Source organism: Pyxidicoccus trucidator (assembly GCF_010894435.1).
GTDB lineage: Bacteria > Myxococcota > Myxococcia > Myxococcales > Myxococcaceae > Myxococcus > Myxococcus trucidator.
In genome coordinates this window covers 1,040,709-1,056,630 of the sequence record NZ_JAAIXZ010000001.1, presented here as the reverse complement: position 1 = coordinate 1,056,630, position 15,922 = coordinate 1,040,709, and the positions used below count along the sequence as shown (strand labels likewise).

The following is a 15,922-nucleotide window of genomic DNA, read 5'->3' as shown; positions in this document are numbered from 1 at the left end:
TAAGGGTCATGGCCCGGGTAGACGATGGAGGGCGCGCCTGTGTCAAGCCTCGGGGTCATCCGGCGTAGGGCACGCAACCGTCCCCGGACGTGGCGGCTTCACCACGACGAGGTCCGCGAGCCACCGCCGCGCCTGCGCGCGGACCGCGGAGTGCTTGTGCTCGAGCAGTCGCTCCACCACAGCCACTGCCCGCTGCCGTTCCTCGGGAGGCAGTTGTTGGTACGGAGGGTCCCGCCACGCCTCCATGACGGGGACGGCCTCGTGGTCCGCGCCCGCCTCGGCCGAGGCCTCGATTCGCGCCAGCATCAGGTCGACGAGGGCGGCCGGCACGTCCGTGGCGAGCCGCTGCAGCAGGAAGTGGCACCATGGGCCCAGCGAGCGTGGCGCCCGCAGTGCCGCCGCCAGCGCCTCCTTGTCCTCCACGCGACACGCGTCGTAGACGCGAAAGCTGCCCACCGCCAGGGCCCAGACCTTCGCTGTCGCCGGCTCCTCGATGTCGGAGCCACGGTGTGTGAGCAGCAGTCGGGCGAGGACCTCCCCGGCAAGCACGCTGTCGTTGCCCACCCGCTTGAAGGCCGCGACCCGCACGGCGCGCTCCGGGTGGGTGAGCAGGCGCTCGTGAATGGCGAGGAGCCGCTCCGCGCCCAGGACCTCCAGGTACTTCGGACCGAAGCCGAGGGCCATGAGGAGGTCCTCATGGCCTTCCTCGCGCAGGGCATCCACCAGGACGCGCGCGAGCTCGGGTTCCGAGTGCACCAGTGGCCAGAGCAGGGCTTCCATGTCATCCCGCAGGGGATGCGTGGGCTCGCGCATCATCACCTGGCCCCAGTGGAGCAGGGCCTGCGGCGAGATGCTGGCGACCGTCTGGAAGAAGTCCCACACCCGAGGAAGATGACCCGCGTCGCGCAGTCCGCGGATGCTCCAGGTCAGCCGGGCCAGGGCTTCTTCGGGAGTGGCGCAGGCGTCCAGCAGCGTCCGCGCCGCCTGGTCGAGACGCTCCTGGAGCAACTGCTTGCCTTGGTCATCTCGCGGGAAGTCTCCGACCAGCACGAGCTCGAGCGAGTCCCCGAGGTTCTTCCCCTGCTCCTCGGCGGCCGCGGTGACCGCGGCACTGACCTCGGGCGCTACCCAGGGCTGGTTCACGGGGTGTTCGAGGGGCGGGGCCAGGGGGGCTCCGTCGTCGGCCGGGCGCGGCTCCTCCGGTGCGTCCGACACGGGAAGCGCCTGGACGAGGATGTCCCGCGCCTGGAAGCCCTGTCCCAGCAGCATCGCCTTGAGCGCACCGAGGCGGCTGGTGCGCGTGGTGAGCACCAGCCGCGGGCCCTCATCCCTGTTGCGAGGGGGAGCGTCGCTCAGGGTCCGCACCAGGGCGTGGGTCTCCCGAGCCGGGCGCTGGTCCACCTCCTCCACGAAGAGGGCCTCCTGGTTGCCGAAGTAGGGCTTGAGCAGCTCGGGGAGGACAGGCACGTCCTCCCGTAGGAACCGGAGGGGCGCTCGCGAAGCGGCGTAATCGAGGGCAATGCGCTTCAGTTCTGGCCCTGGCGGCCCATGGAACACCAGGACCTCCTCTTTGCCGCGATGGGGGACGAGCTCGTCGACGCGCACGGGCTCGAACCGGGGGACGCCGTGGAGCACCCTGAACCGCTGTCCCTCCAGCAGCAACCCTCCCAGCGTGTTCTGCTCCCACGCGCGGACCGCGCGGACGAGCTCCTGGAGGAGCTCCTCCGGTGAGTCGACGAACTCGGTGATGCCCCGCTCGGCGAGGAGCCGCTCCTCGAACCTGCTCCGGCTCCTCCCTCTCAGCGCGAACATGAGGCAGGTGCCTCCCGCCGCCTCCGCGCGGTCGTACTCCTGTTCGAGGGACGGGACGTCCCCCACCACTCCAACCAGGATCACCGGGCCGTCGCGCTGGCTCCAGCGGTTCGTCTGGAGGTCCTCGGGCCTGGCGTCCTCCAGTCGCTCGAAGCGGTAGCCGGGCAGCGCGAGGGCTCCTTCCAGCACGGTCAGCAGCCGCGCGGAGAGCCCGCTCGCGTCGTCATTGCCCATTCCGCCCAGCACGACGGTCCGGGACGGAATCCTGTTCGCTGGAGGCGCGACCGCCATGGACACTCCTGTGTGCACCTGCGCCGAGCCTATCAAGGCGCGGAACCGGGCCGCCTGCTCCCGACGGAGGGGTCGGAGGGCGCAGCGCTCCACGTGTGTGGGGCTGGCACTGCCCGGCGGAGTGACGCGTGCACTTCTGCGTCCGGCCCGGTGCCCTGTTAAGAGAGCGCCACTTCCTTTCTGGACCCGCCATGAGCTCCACCCCCTCGACTTCCCGCAGCGTCCTCTTCCTCTTGTCCAGCTCCCGCGTGGGCGGCAACGCGGAGCAGCTCGCCCGCCGCGCCGCCGAGGCGCTCCCGTCCGGCACGGCGGTGGAGTGGCTTCGCCTGGAGGAGCACCTGCGTGAGCCCTTCCGTGACTTGCGCCACGCGCCGGGCAGCAGCTACCCGAAGCCCGTCCCGGAGCTGCTCGCGCTGGCAGAGCGCACGCTGGCGGCGGACGAGCTGGTCATCGTCTCGCCCATCTACTGGTACCACCTGTCCTCCACGGCGCAGCACTACTTCGAGCACTGGTCCTGGTGGCTGCGCCTGCCCGAGCTGCGCTTCCGCGAGCGCATGCAGGGCAAGGTGCTGTCGCTTGTCACCGCGCACTCCTCCGAGGAGGACGACGGCGTGGCGCAGCCGCCCATCCAGAGCCTGCAACTGACGGCGGGCTACATGAGCCTGCGCTGGCGGGGTGCGCTCATCGGCCATGGCTCCGCGCCGGGGCAGGTGCTCACCGACACGCGCGCGCTCGAAGCGGCCCGCGAGTTCCTGGTGCGGCCGGTGGCGGCGGAGCCCCAGGCCGCCTGAGCCTGTTACCTGGGGCCGCTGCGAGGCCGCTGCTCCTGAAATGAAAGAGGCCCGGAACCCTCAGGTCCCGGGCCTCTTCTCTTTCACGACCGTGCCTGCCCGCCGCGCTACGCCTGCGGCAGCGCGCAGTGGCTCAAGTCGCGGAGCACCTTCTTCGCCTCGGCGATGAGGTCATGCCCGCTGGCGCCCTGGGGCACGCGGGCAATGAGCTTCATGTCCGGGGTGAGCCGGTAGACGCCCTTCGAGCGCTGCACCAGCCCCGCCACCTTCGCGCCGTCCAGCAGCGCGTCCGCGCCCAGCGTCACCACCAGCCGGCCGGTGCCCACCTCCAGCGCGCGCAGCCGCAAGTCGCGCATGTCGATTTTCAGCAGCGTCAGCTCGGACAGCGAGTCCACCTCGTCCGGCGCCTCGCCGTAGCGGTCCACCAGCTCCGCGCGCAGGTCCGTCACCTCGTCCGGGTGGCTGGCCTGGCTGAAGCGCTTGTAGAAGAGCAGCCGCTGGTGCACGTCGCTCACGTAGTCGTCCGGGATGAGCGCCGGCATGGGCAGCGTCACGTCCGGCTCCACCTGCACGCGAGGCGGCTGGCCCTGCATCTCCGCCACGGCCTCTTCCAGCAGCTGCGCGTACATGTCGAAGCCAATCTCGGCGATGGCCCCCGACTGCTTGTCGCCCAGCAGGTTGCCCGCGCCGCGAATCTCCAAATCGTGCGAGGCGATGGAGAAGCCCGCGCCCAGCTCGGTGAAGTTCTGGAGCACCTCCAGGCGCCGCTGCGCGTCCTTCGTCACCGCCCGCCGTGACGGCACCAGCAGGTACGCGTACGCGCGCTCCTTGCTGCGGCCCACGCGTCCACGGAGCTGGTAGAGCTGCGCCAGGCCGAACTGGTCCGCCCGGTTCACAATCATCGTGTTGGCGCTCGAGATGTCGATGCCGCTCTCGATGATGGACGTGCACAGGAGCACCTGGTGCTTGCGCTCGGTGAAGGCCAGCATGACCTTCTCCAGCTGGCCCTCGCCCATCTGCCCGTGCGCCACGCCGATGCTGAGCTGGGGCACCAGCGTCTTCAGCTGCTGCTCAATGGACGGGAGCGACTCCACGCGGTTGTGGACGAAGAACACCTGCCCGCCGCGCGCCACCTCGCGCTCGATGGCCTCCTTGATGACGGCGTCGTCGTGCTTCATCACGAAGGTGCGGATGGCGCGGCGGTCCTCGGGCGGCGTGGCGATGATGCTCATGTCGCGCACGCCGGACATGCTCATGTGCAGCGTGCGGGGGATGGGCGTCGCCGTCAGCGTCAGCACGTCAATCTGGGAGCGCCACTTCTTGAGCGACTCCTTCTGCTTCACGCCGAAGCGCTGCTCCTCGTCGACAATCATCAGGCCCAGTTCCTTGAAGGCCACGTCGCCGCCCAGCAGCTTGTGCGTGCCGATGAGGATGTCGACCTTGCCCTCCTTGGCCCGCTTGAGGATTTCGCGCACCTCCGGCGCCTTCTTCATGCCGGAGATGACCTCCACCGTGACGGGGTAGTCCTTGAAGCGCTTCTTGAAGGACAGGAAGTGCTGCTGCGCCAGCACCGTGGTGGGCACCAGCACCGCCACCTGCTTGCGGTCCAGCGCGGCCTTGAAGGCAGCGCGCATGGCCACCTCCGTCTTGCCATAGCCCACGTCGCCACAGACGAGCCGGTCCATCGGCTGGGGCTTCTGCATGTCCGCCAGCACGTCCTCAATCGCCTTGGCCTGGTCCGGCGTCTCCTCGAACTCGAAGTCCGCCTCGAACTGGGCGAAGTACCGGTCCGGCGCGCTGAAGGCATGGCCCGGGTGCGCCTTGCGCGCGGCGGCAATCTGCAACAGCTCCGCCGCCATCTTGAGCAGCTGCTCCTTGACGCGCTTCTTCGTCTTCTCCCAGCTCGTGGTGCCCAGCTTGTCCAGCTGCACCGTGTCCGGGTCGCCGCCGGAGAACTTCTGGATGAGCCGCATGCGGCCCACCGGCAGGTAGATTTTGTCCCGGCCCGCGTACTCCAGGACGAGGAAGTCCCCGGGCACGCCGTTGACCTCCATCTTCGTCAGGCCCGCGTAGCGGCCGATGCCGAAGTCGGTGTGGACGATGAGGTCGCCTTCCTTCAGGTCTCCGAAGCCCGAGGCGAACGCGTCCAGCTTCTTGCTGCGCTTGGGCCGCCTTCGCGCGCGGACGCCGAAAATCTCCTCGTCCGCCAGCACCGCCAGCCCGCCCGCGCCGTCCACGAAGCCGTGGCTCACCTCGCCGGTGAAGAGGTGGGCCCAGATGGACGGCTCGTACAGCTTCGACGCGTCCGCCAGCGGCTCCGTGTGCACCTTCACGATGACGCTGCGGTCCTGCAACAGCCGCTTGAGCCGGTCCGCCTGGCTCAGCGTGCCGCACGCCACCGCGCACGCCACACCCATGTCCCGCCACCGTTGCAGGCGCTCCACCAGCGGGCTGAGGGCGCCCTCCTCGCCATGGTGCGCGAGAATCGCCTCGCGCAAATCCTGGGTGCCGCCGAAGCTGAAGAGCACCGGGGGCCGCTCCTGCTGTGCCAGCGACAGGCCGCCGCCCTCCACCACGCGGAAGGCGCCCAGCCGCTCCGTCACCGCGTCGCGCGTGAGGAAGTGCTCCAGGGGCGGGGACACCAGGTCCTGCCGTTCCTCCGCCGCCGTGAAGGAGCGCTCCAGCTCCGACCACAGCTCGTCGGCCGCGCGGTCCGCGCCCAGCGGGTCGTCCAGGTAGAAGACGGGCGCCTCCTGCCCCCACGTGCGCAGGAAGTCGAACACCGTGGCGAGGCCGCCCTCGAAGAGGCCGGGCAGCAAGCCCTCGATTCCGAAGCCGGGCAGCCCCTCGCGCAGCGCCTCCAGCCGCTCGCGCAGCTGAATGGTGGGCAGGTTGATGCGGTCCGCCACCGCGCGGGCCGCGGCCTCCGCGCGCGGGCGCGTCTGGTCCGTGAGGAGCACCTCGCGCGCCGGCACGAGCATGACCTCCTTCAGCGAGTCCACCGTGCGCTGCGACTGCGGGTCGAAGGCGCGGATGGAGTCGATGGTGTCGCCGAAGAACTCCAGGCGCACCGGCTTGTCGTAGAGCGGGCTGAAGACGTCCAGCAGGCCGCCGCGCACGGAGAACGTCCCCACGTCCTCCACCAGCGGGCTGTTCCGGTAGCCCATGCGCGCCAGCTTCAGCGCCAGCGAGTCGCGGTCGAAGTCCTGCCCCACCACCACCCGCTCGGACAGCGACGTCATCATGTCCAGCGGCAGCACGCGGCGGTACAGCGCGCGCACGGACAGCACCACCGCGGGAAAGCGCGTGCCCTGGCCCAGGTGGAAGAGGGCGCCCAGCCGCTCGGTGACGGTGCGCGCGTCGGGCGAAAGCTCGTCGTACGGCAGCATCTCGTCCGCGGGCAGCCGCAGCACGCGCGGCTCCAGCAGGCTGCCGGTGCCTCCCAGGAAGAAGGACAGGTCGGCGGCCAGGGCATCGGCTGCCTCCTCGTCCACCGCCACGCAGACCAGCGGCGCCTGCGTCGCCAGGTGCAGACGGGCGAGCACGTGGCCGCGCGCCGCGCCCTTCAGCCCCTGCGTCCGCGCACGGCGGCCGGGCTGCAGTGCGTCCAGCAGTTGCGCGAGAGGGTCGCCTGCCACCGGAGGCATGCCGCCGTGCGGCGCCGCCTCGCCATCCAGCCTCTGAGTGAAGGGAGTGTCCATGAGTGGACCCTGAGGGCCCCGGGGTAATTAGGGGCCCGCCGTGGCCAAATCAACGACAGAGCGCGCCGCCTGTCGTGTTGTCAGGGGGTACATCGCCCCCCAGGTTCGCTCCGGCACGCTTCGGCCACCCCGGGGGCCGGTTGTCCCCCTGCCCACCCCCAGGCGAGGCTTCACCCAACGGCATCGCTGGGGGGTGCCACGCCACATGCAATCGGGTCGTGGGAGCAACAAGCGCTCGGGGAGTGGGGGAGACCTGCCGCCGTCCGAGGCAGTCGTCGTGCTGCGCAGCGTCCGCTCCGCGGTGGGAGGCATCCTCGACTTCGAGTGTGTCTCCGCGAACGCGCACGCGGAGCGCTGGCTGGGCCGCGAGGAGCGTCCGCTGGTGCGCCAGCGGCTGCTGGACGAGGCGCCGTGGGCGGGGGAGTGCGGCCTGTTCGCCGTGTGCGTCCGGGTGGCCGTGCGCCGCGAGCCCGAGGTGGCGCGCCTGTCCCGCCAGTCCCCCGTGGGCACCGTGTGGCTGCTGGCGCGCGTGTCCCCCTGGGAGGACGGCGTCGTCCTCTTCCTGGAGGACCTCACCGAGCGCATGGCCGCCCAGGAGGCCCTGCGGAGGGACCATGACCTGCTGCACGCCGTCATCGAGAGCGCCACGGACGCCATCTACGTGAAGGACTTGCACGGGTGCTACGTGCTCATCAACCCCGCCACCGCGCGCGCCTTCAACCGCGAGCCCCACGAAATCCTCGGGCGCTCGGACGCGGAGCTGCTGGGCCCCGACAACGCCAGGCCCACGCTGGAGCATGACCGCGCGGTGGCGGAGTCCGGGCAGACGGCCACCTACGAGGACTCCGAGGGCGGCCCCGGCACCGACTGCATCTGGCAGACGACGAAGGGCGTGCTGCGCCGGGGCGACGGCACCGTCTACGCCCTCTTCGGTATCAGCCGGGACGTCACCGCGCGGCGCCGGCTGGAGCTGGAGCGCGAGCAGGAGGCGCGCTTCCAGGAGCGCTTCATCGGCGTGCTCGGGCACGATTTGGGCAACCCGCTGGCCGCGGTGCGCCTGTCCGCCGCGGCCCTGCTCGCCAGGGACACGCTGACGCCGGACGTGCGGCGCGGGGTGGAGCGCATCGACGGGAGCGCCGGGCGCATGGCCCGGCTGGTGAAGCAGCTGCTGGACTTCACCCGGGCGCGCATGGCCGGGGGCATTCCCCTGCGCCCGCGCGAGGTGTGCATGGAGGAGGTGTGCCGCCGCATCATCTCCGAGCTGGAGCCCGCCCACCCGGAGCGCGGCGTCTGCCTGGAGGTGCAGGGCGACTCGACGGGCGTCTGGGACGAGGAGCGGCTGGGACAGGTGCTGTCCAACCTGCTCGGCAACGCCCTGCAGCACAGCCCTCAAGGCACGCAGGTGAGGGTGCGGCTGGCCGCCGCCGACGGCCACTTCCAGCGGGTGGAGGTGCACAACGGAGGGCCGCCCATTCCGGACTCGCTGCGCACGCGCCTCTTCGCGCCCTTCCACCGCGCGACGCTGGAGCCGGGCCAGCCGAAGCCCCAGCACCACGGGCTGGGCCTGGGGCTCTACATCGTCTCGCAGATTGTCACCGCCCACGGGGGCTGGGTGGACGTGGCGTCGTCGGTGGACGCCGGCACCTGCTTCGCGGTGACGCTGCCCCGCGTGGCCCGGCCGCCGCCAGGGCCCCGCTAGCGGGCGCCGAACCGGAGGCCCGCGCTCACGCGGAGGACGTCTTCCAGGGCGCCCGGGTCCACCAGCTCCAGGGCGGCATGCTGGGACAGGCCGGAGTAGCGGGCGCGGTACTCCTCCTCGTCCTCCTCGTCGTCCTTGCCGCCCTTCTTGTCGTCATCCCCGCCGCCCTTGCCGTCGTCCTTCTTGCCCAGCAGCGACAGGGGCTCCGGCCGGGACAGGCCCTTTTCAATGCGCACGGACGACACGGCGTCCGCGCGCAGCGACGTGAAGAGGCTGGCCATGGATGCGCAGAACACGAGGGCGACGGTGAGGTTCTTCATGGGCGGCTCCGTTTCTCACCCCCCATGACGCGCGGCCTCGCGGGGAAATTCAAGCCAGCTACTTTCCCTTCAGGGTGCGGATGTATCCCACCAGGGCGTCAATCTGCTGGGGGGTGAGCCTGTCCTTGAAGGCCTTCATCCGGGTGTTCTTGGGGGAGCCGTCGGCGATGACCTGCCGGATTTCGGCGTCCGACTCGGCCTGCTGCCAGGCGGGCTGGCTGAGGTCGACGATGGACTCCTTCTGGCCCATCTTCGTCTTCGCCTTGCCGTCTTCGCCGTGGCAGGACTTGCACTTCGCCTTCCACACGTCGGCGACGTCGTCCGCGTGGGCGCTCGTGGCCAGGCTGAGGACCATCACCAGGGCGAACCGCTTCATCATCTTCAGTGTCTCCTCGGGAGGGGCCCGCGGGGCTCGGTGCCCGCCTCGCGGTGGCGCGGGGCGGGGGGAGCATATGTCGGGAGGGGGCCGCCCGAAGCGCTTCAGAGAGGGGGGCACTCGGCGGGGCGCGGGGTGTAGGTGCAGTCCACGCTCTTGAAGGCACCCGTCAGGGCATTCATGGTGAAGACCTGGTCCACCTGGTAGTTGCCCGCGCCGTCACCCTGGCGGAGCAGGAGCGTGCCGGCCGCGGGGGGCGGGTTGGCGGGGGCGCATGTCGTCGCCCCGGCGCGGGCCACCACCGTCCCGGCCTCGCCGTCCAGCCAGCACAGGCCATCGAGGCTGCTGACGTCCAGGTTGGGAGGCAGCGGCACCGGGGTGCCCGTCACGGAGCAGGTGCAGCCGCCCGTGCCGCAGGCCTGTGCCCGGCACGCGGGAATGGGGCACTGGGAGCCCCAGGTGTCGCCGGCGACGCAGTCGAGCTGCTCCCACCTCAGGGCGGGGCTCGTCCGCCCGTTCTCACCGACGGAGTCGATGATGGCCAGCCGCACCGGCTGGCGGCTGCGGCGCGCCTGCTGTCTCGCCTCCAGGGTCTGCTGGAAGATGGCGCGCTGGGCACCGCTCATGCGCCGCTTGTTGATGGTTCCCTGGAGGCTGGGGATGGCCAGGGCCATGAGGATGCCGATGACGGCCACGGTCGCCATGAGCTCCAGGAGCGTCATGCCACGGGGTAGAGCGCGCATGTCAGCCTCCCGAAAGCGCGAAGTTGCGCGGTGTGATGCGCTGGATGAAGTGCCGTCGCTTGAAGCCGTCCACCGGGTTGCCCTCTTCGTCCAGCGTCGCGCCATTGGCGCCCCGGGCCACCTCGTCCACGTCCGCCTGCAGCGTGCGCGCGGTGATGAGCACCTCCACCAGCCGCACGCGGCGCATCAGCTCGTCACGTGCGCTGCCAGGCCCTGTGTCGCTGACTCCCTGGGTGCCCGCGTCGTCCCCCGGCACCCTCGCCCAGCACGTGGCGTTGGTGCACTGGTCCACCGCGGGCTGCCCCGCCGCCACGTCCGGGAAGAAGAGGACGTCGTTGTTGGGGAGGCTCGGGGTGTACAGTCCCAGCCGCACCTTGATGCGCTCGATGTCCTGCGCCATGGGCTGGTACGCGGCGACGCCAGCGGAACCGTCCGGGTCCATCTCCAGCACCGGCCGGCCCGTAAACCAGTTGACCCGGTAGGAGCGCACGCTCAGGGGCATCAACAGCGAGTTGTTGACTCCGGGGGCGCCGAAGATTGCGTCCGGCCGGCCAGGGTCGGAGCAGACACTTCCCGGAGGCAGGGGGCGGCCCGGCACTCCGGCCGTCCAGGGAATGGTGGTGGCCGTGGCGCCGGCCCCCACCACTCCGACACAGGCCGTCTCGACCGCGGGGTTCGTCACCACCGCGAGGCTGTTCGCGGCAGGCCCCCCAGCAGGGACGTTGTGGGCGCACAGGACGGTACCCGTCCAGACGCTCCCAGGATAAGGAGCAACATTACAAGTAGGACCGGTGGCGAGCTGCACCGCGCGAGCCGAGTCCGCGTCCCAGATTTCCACCGCGTCCGAGATGAGGCCCGCGTAGACGCCCGTGGGCGGCGCGAAGGTGGCATCGCCCGGGAAGGCCGCGTCGGTGGTCACCCACACCGCGTAGCGCTGGTCCACCTGGGCGCCGTTGCCGCCCACGTTGAGCCGGGCCCTGCCGAACCCCGCGCCCGCCCGCTGGATGGCCGGGACGATGAGGTCTCGCGCGGCACGCCCGGCGTTCTGGGCCTCCATGGTGCGCTCTTCCAGAATCCCGCGCCGCTGGAGGTAGACGCCCACGGAGATGGCGCCGGTGAGGACCAGCAGCGACAGCGTGCTGGCGACCATCACCTCGATGAGGGTGAAGCCTCGGGGAAGAGGTCGAAGCGACTGACTCATGGGACCATCCGGGTCTGCAGGACCACCGCGCGCCGCGTGTCGGGCGCCAGGCCGCTCATCAGGTTGTCCTGCCAGCTCACCAGCACCCGCACGTTGATGACCTGCTGGAGCTGCTGCCCGTCGACGAAGCGATTCAGGGCGGGCGAGCCCATCGCGACTCCCTCATAGAGCCCCGCCAGGTTCGGGTCCACGTCCACGGCCACGTCGAACAGCAGTCCCGGCGGGACGGGGCCGGGCACCACCACCTCCTGGGGCTGGCCGCTCACCGCCCACGCCATCCGGCGGGTGAAGCCATCCAGCCCCTGGACGTTGGAGCAGGGGGTGGGCGGCACACCCGTGCAGCCCATGGCGATGATGCGCTCCAGCTCCCGCTCCGCGATGACGCTCGCCTGCGCCTGGATGAGGTTACGGCGGTTCTGCCGGGAGGCGGCGAGCACCGTCAGCGACACCGCCAGGATGCCGACAATCAGCACGACCATGGTGGCCATGGCCTCCATCAGCGTCGCCCCCCGGGGGGCGACCGCCGTCCCTTGCCGCGGACTGCTCACGGAATCACCTCACGAATGTTGCCGCCGGGGCGCACGTCCCAGATGAGCACCCGCGACGTGCTGCCTCCAGCGTTCCCCTGTGGAGGGTCCACGAGGCCGGTGCCCTGGGGCGTACCCGTCCCCGCCGTGGAGTTGAAGATGATGAGCCGTTGGCCGACGGCCAGCGGCGCGCTGAAGCTGTGGCCGCTCAGCTCGGTGCCACTGCCCGGCAGCGCGTCGCCGCTGCTCCTGCTGAGCGAGTAGAGCCTGCCGCTCGTGTCATCGCTGACGCTGCAGACATCCGCCCGCGAGCCCACGGCGGTGGCCGCGGTGATGGCGTCCTCGCGCATGGCCAGACCACCCCAGACCGCCTGTCCCAGGTCCAGCCGCTGGACCCACTGCTGGGTCACCGTGCAGCTGGGGGTCAGCGGAGTCGGGTCCCTGAAGGCCATGATGTGGTAGCGCCGCGGCGTGGCGGCCAGGTCGTCCGGGTCCGTGTCGGTGTCCGGGTTGTTGGCCGTGCCGAAGAAGATGTCGACGGTGGCGTTGGAGCCCGTCCGCGTCGTCCGCACCGTGAGGTTGGAGTAGATGCGCTGGCTGTTCGGGTCTTCGACGGTGGACCCATTGGAGTAGGTGGCCGTCTTCGCGTTCGCGATGACACACGAGCTGATGGCCTTGCCGTAGCCCCGGCTGGCATCCACGTCCCGCAGGTTGATCTTGTAGACCTTGCCCGACGTGGACGGCACGTAGAGCACGTCGTAGGTGCCGTCACCGTCCACGTCCACGCTCGAGGGGCTGCCGCCAATGCCCTCGTTGTGGTCCGTCAGGGCGGTGGTGCCCAGCGTGACGACGCCCGCCAGCTTCTGCTTCATGCCGGAGCCGTGGTTGACCGTGACGGGCTGACCGGTCTTCACGTCCATGAGGTAGAGCGTGCCCGCGGTGCCGGTCCTCGGCGTGAAGTCCGTGGCGAAGGCCGCCACCCACTTCTTGCCGCCGCGCGTCCCGAAGTCCATGCGCACCAGCAGCGGGTTGTGCCGCGAGCCGCGCGTGTCCGCCAGGACCGGGGTCGCCGCACCGAGGTTGGCCTGGAAGATTTCGGCGATGTTGCGGCAGTCCGGGTGGCTGCTGCGGTTCACGCAGGGGACGTTGGAGCTGTCGTTGGTGTGGTAGTACTCGTTGTTGATGTCGTACTCCCACATGGGCCAGGGGTAGTTGGCGTTCGCGGGGTTGGGGTCGGTGACATCGAGCGCGAAGAAGACGCTCTGGCTGGGACCCGCGGCGCTGGCCAGCACCGTCTTGGCGCCGGTGTTCAGCGTGGGGTCGGTGTTGAGCGTCCACGCGTTCGCGCCGGGCACATAGCCCCTTCTCGCGTTGTAGTCGTTGGTGCCGGTGCTATCCACGTTGGTGTTCGGGCCCAGGTCCACGGACGCGAACGTGGGCGAGGAGTCCATCGTCGCTGGCGGCCGGTCGACGCGCGGCGTGCGCAGGTACGTCTCCACGTAGTTGCGCAGCATCTTCCCGGGCAGATAGGCGAACAGCTCCTCGCCAGAGCCATACTGGCGCGTATTCGAGCAGGGGCTGGTGTTGGTGAGCTCGAAGTGGCCGCTGTACTCCGTCGCGTCGGTGCAGGGGTCGTTCTTGGCGTTCCACTTGCCCACGCTCAGCGCGTGCAGCAGGCCCTGGTTCGTGCCGACGAAGGCCACGCTCCGGCGGCCGGCGATGGCGGTGGCGTCCTTGAAGCCCGTGCGGAACCGCGTCTTCTCCGCCTCGGTGACCAGGGGGTTCGACATCCAGGCTGGCTCGGTGACCGGTCCCACCATGGCAGGCGTGGACAGGTTGATGGAGCCCATGGGCCAGGTCCGCCGGGGCGACAGGGTCGCGTTGTTGGGGGCCGCGGGGTCCAGCTTCTCCCAGCCGTAGAGCCAGTCCTTCAGCACGGTCCGGTCGGCCGGGTTGCACAACCCATCGTTGTTGAGGTCGTACCGCGGCACATCGGTGCACAGGTTGTCCGTGCCCGTGGTGGGGAACAGGGGGTGGGTGTTGTTGGTGATGTTGGTCTTCACCTCGGTGCGCGTACCGCCCACCAGGGTGTAGAGCTTGCGGGCGTCGGGGTCTCCGTTCCTGATGGAGAGCCGCTGCACCTCACCCGCGTCCCACACCGGCGGGTTGGTGACGTTGCTGTCGTCCAGCAGGACGGATGGGTTCTCCGGCTCATACAGCTTCTTCAGGTACACGTGGCCGCGCGGGCTCATGTCCGGCCGGCCGTCCTTGAGGCGCAGCGAGGGGCTCAGGGTGGCGCTCTCCACCCAGTTGCGGCCCGGCACCTCGCCCACGCCGAAGAGGGCGGTGTTGGCCACGCGGATGCGGCTCGAGCGGGCGTACTGGCCGGCCTTCTGCGCCTTGTAGGACACGTTGACGTTGGCGATGGTGGGCTGGCAGCCCTCCCCGGGGCTCTCCATGACGGCGCGCCAGCACAGCTGCGTGCCCGTGTAGCCACGCTCCAGCAGGTTGTCGATGGAGGCAATCGCTCCCACGCGCTGGCCCGGAGGCGCGGTGGGGTCCGTGAAGGGCACGGTGACCCACTCCGGCTCCGTGGGCTTGGGCTCGAACTGGGGCCCCAGCACCGGGTCGGTGCTGGTGCTGTCGCAGTTGGCGACGCAGACCTTGCAGTCCAGGGCCACCTGGTAGGTGATTTTCGGCCGCGGCCTGAACGTCGTCCCGTCCGGCTGGGGGATGGACGGCGTGCAGGCGCCGCTGTTGCCGTTCGGGTCGTAGAACGGGTGGTCGTCGATGGTGAGCGTGACGGAGGTGATGGTGTAGTCACGCGAGATGCTGGGCGAGATGTCCGACACCACCTCGGACTTGAACACGCCGTTGTTCTGCTTGTTGATGAGGATGACGATGTCGTTGTACGTGCGGTTGCCGCCCGAGTTCTGGTCCTCCCAGCCGAGAATCCAGACGCGCGGGTTGTTGTTGGGCGCGCCGACGATGGTGTGCGCCGCGCGCTGGCCGTACGAGCGGACCTCCTTCGGCTGGTCCTGGTCGAAGAAGACGCGGCCGTACAGCGGGTCCTCCAGGCGCGCGTACGCGCCGTTGCCCAGCCACCCGGTGCGCAGGTTCTTGGTGGTGACGAGGGGGTCCGCCGTCTGGTGGAGGTCCATGTTGAGCAGCGTCTTCGAGAAGAAGACGTTGATGTCGCCATGGGCCCACAGCTGGCACTGGATACGGCCCCCAGCCACGGGCCGCGTCATGAAGCAGGAGTCGGTGGAGTCATGGCCGCCTTCGCCGTAGATCTGCTCCACGTAGGTGACGAGGAAGAAGACGATTTCCTTGTTCCCCTGGACGCGGCCAATCTTCACGCGCCGGTCCTCCTCGTTGGCGGCCGCGGTGGGGTTCTTGCCGGGGATGAGGTGACCCCGGTTGTCGAAGGCGCTGGCCTTGTAGTCGGGGATGCCGTCATTGGCGCCGGAGCGGTCCCAGACCGGGCCCACCTGCGTGCCGCCGTCGCTGCTCCAGGCCATGCGCGGCTGGAGGCACTCGGACGTGTCGGAGCCGGGGCACGTGTTCCCATCGTCGTCCGTGGCCAGGAAGGCGAGGTGGCCGATGCCGTCGTCGCCGTTCTTCGGGTCCTTGGGCTCGAGCAGGTTGGGGATGTGCGGGAAGAGGCCCTGGTCGCTGAACCAGCCGTCCGTCTGGGTGTAGGCCGGCCCGTTGCCGTTGATGGTCAGGGTGCGGTTCGTGTGCGGAGGGTTGAGGTCCGCCCACCGGACGGCCCGGCCCACCGCGCCTCCGCCCGGCCTGGGCTGGGGGTAGCGTGCGTCACCGTCCGGCCAGCGCCGGGGACCTCCCGCCGAGGTGTAGGTGCTGGGCTCGGTGCAGGCGCCGGTGAGCAGCTCCGGCTCACGCAGCTGAATCGTGGTTCCGTCCGCCCGGGTGTGGGTGAAGTTCGGCTTGAGGGGGCACCGGGGATTCAAGCCGATATAGGGGCGGGCCGGGTTGAGGTTGAACAGGTCCTCGTGGAAGTCCGGCACGCCGCTGTTGTCCGCGTCGATGAGGGTGTCGTCGTTGGCGTCTTGCTCGTCGTTGACGGCGATGTACTGCTTGTCGATGAGGTCCTGGTAGTAGAACCAGCCCAGCGTGTGGGACGCGCCGTTGCCCGCCTGGTCGTCCACGATGAGCGCCTCGAGGTCCTGCTCGAAGGGCAGGATGATGCGCTCGGGGTCCAGGACGTTCTGGTTGGTGTTGAGGCGCAGCTTGGGCGGGGCGTCGTTGGTGAGCAGCACCGCGCTATAGCCGCCGGCGTCGGCGGTGAAGTCGGGCTGGCGGTCCTGCCCGGTGGTGTCGATGCAGGGATTGAAGGTGGTACCGGCGTCCTGGGCGCGCACAGCGCCAGGCACGGCGAGGACCAATGCGGTGATGAGGACGCTAGAGAGGCGCATGGCGTGTCCTTGGCGGGTAGGC

The 15,922-nt window shown here is 70.1% G+C and carries 10 protein-coding genes; 2 read left to right on the top strand and 8 right to left on the bottom strand.

Features of this window, described 5'->3' with window-relative positions; genetic code table 11:
- Window positions 1-42: 42 nt before the first annotated feature.
- The gene (locus tag G4D85_RS04445; protein ID WP_164008167.1) at window positions 43-2,103 is read right to left on the bottom strand and encodes a hypothetical protein; all 2,061 of its coding nucleotides are present in this window, start codon (window positions 2,101-2,103) and stop codon (window positions 43-45) included.
- A gap of 191 nt (window positions 2,104-2,294) precedes the next feature.
- Here G4D85_RS04445 and G4D85_RS04440 point away from each other — a divergent pair, with 191 nt between their 5' ends.
- Window positions 2,295-2,894: a flavodoxin family protein gene (locus G4D85_RS04440; RefSeq protein ID WP_164008165.1), complete on the top strand. Its 600-nt coding sequence runs from the start codon at window positions 2,295-2,297 to the stop codon at window positions 2,892-2,894.
- A gap of 107 nt (window positions 2,895-3,001) precedes the next feature.
- Here G4D85_RS04440 and mfd read toward each other — a convergent pair whose 3' ends face one another.
- Window positions 3,002-6,595 (bottom strand): transcription-repair coupling factor, encoded by a 3,594-nt coding sequence (gene mfd, locus G4D85_RS04435; protein ID WP_164008163.1) that lies wholly within the window; start codon window positions 6,593-6,595, stop codon window positions 3,002-3,004.
- 205 nt (window positions 6,596-6,800) lie between these two features.
- On the opposite strand from mfd, the gene G4D85_RS04430 reads away from it, so the two are divergent.
- Window positions 6,801-8,294, top strand: a complete 1,494-nt coding sequence (locus tag G4D85_RS04430; protein WP_164008160.1) for a PAS domain-containing sensor histidine kinase — start codon at window positions 6,801-6,803, stop codon at window positions 8,292-8,294.
- On the opposite strand, the gene G4D85_RS04425 is transcribed toward G4D85_RS04430, so the two are convergent.
- The 6 genes from G4D85_RS04425 to G4D85_RS04400 form a co-directional block, all read right to left on the bottom strand.
- Window positions 8,291-8,614, bottom strand: a complete 324-nt coding sequence (locus G4D85_RS04425) for a hypothetical protein (protein ID WP_164008158.1) — start codon at window positions 8,612-8,614, stop codon at window positions 8,291-8,293. The two genes, G4D85_RS04430 and G4D85_RS04425, sit on opposite strands and share 4 nt — an antisense overlap.
- 58 nt (window positions 8,615-8,672) lie before the next feature.
- Window positions 8,673-8,993, bottom strand: a complete 321-nt coding sequence (locus G4D85_RS04420) for a c-type cytochrome (RefSeq protein ID WP_164008156.1) — start codon at window positions 8,991-8,993, stop codon at window positions 8,673-8,675.
- A gap of 101 nt (window positions 8,994-9,094) precedes the next feature.
- Window positions 9,095-9,733 carry a pilus assembly FimT family protein gene (locus G4D85_RS04415; RefSeq protein WP_164008154.1) on the bottom strand — a complete coding sequence of 213 codons (639 nt, stop codon included), beginning with the start codon at window positions 9,731-9,733 and terminating at the stop codon, window positions 9,095-9,097.
- A 1-nt stretch (window position 9,734) separates the two neighbouring features.
- Window positions 9,735-10,934, bottom strand: coding sequence for a PilW family protein (locus G4D85_RS04410; RefSeq protein ID WP_164008152.1), 1,200 nt, complete (start codon window positions 10,932-10,934; stop codon window positions 9,735-9,737).
- Window positions 10,931-11,422, bottom strand: a complete 492-nt coding sequence (locus tag G4D85_RS04405; RefSeq protein ID WP_240359062.1) for a type IV pilus modification PilV family protein — start codon at window positions 11,420-11,422, stop codon at window positions 10,931-10,933. Before G4D85_RS04405 ends, G4D85_RS04410 begins: the two co-directional genes overlap by 4 nt.
- Before the next feature lie 56 nt (window positions 11,423-11,478).
- Window positions 11,479-15,900 carry a pilus assembly protein gene (locus G4D85_RS04400; protein WP_164008150.1) on the bottom strand — a complete coding sequence of 1,474 codons (4,422 nt, stop codon included), beginning with the start codon at window positions 15,898-15,900 and terminating at the stop codon, window positions 11,479-11,481.
- Window positions 15,901-15,922: the final 22 nt, after the last annotated feature.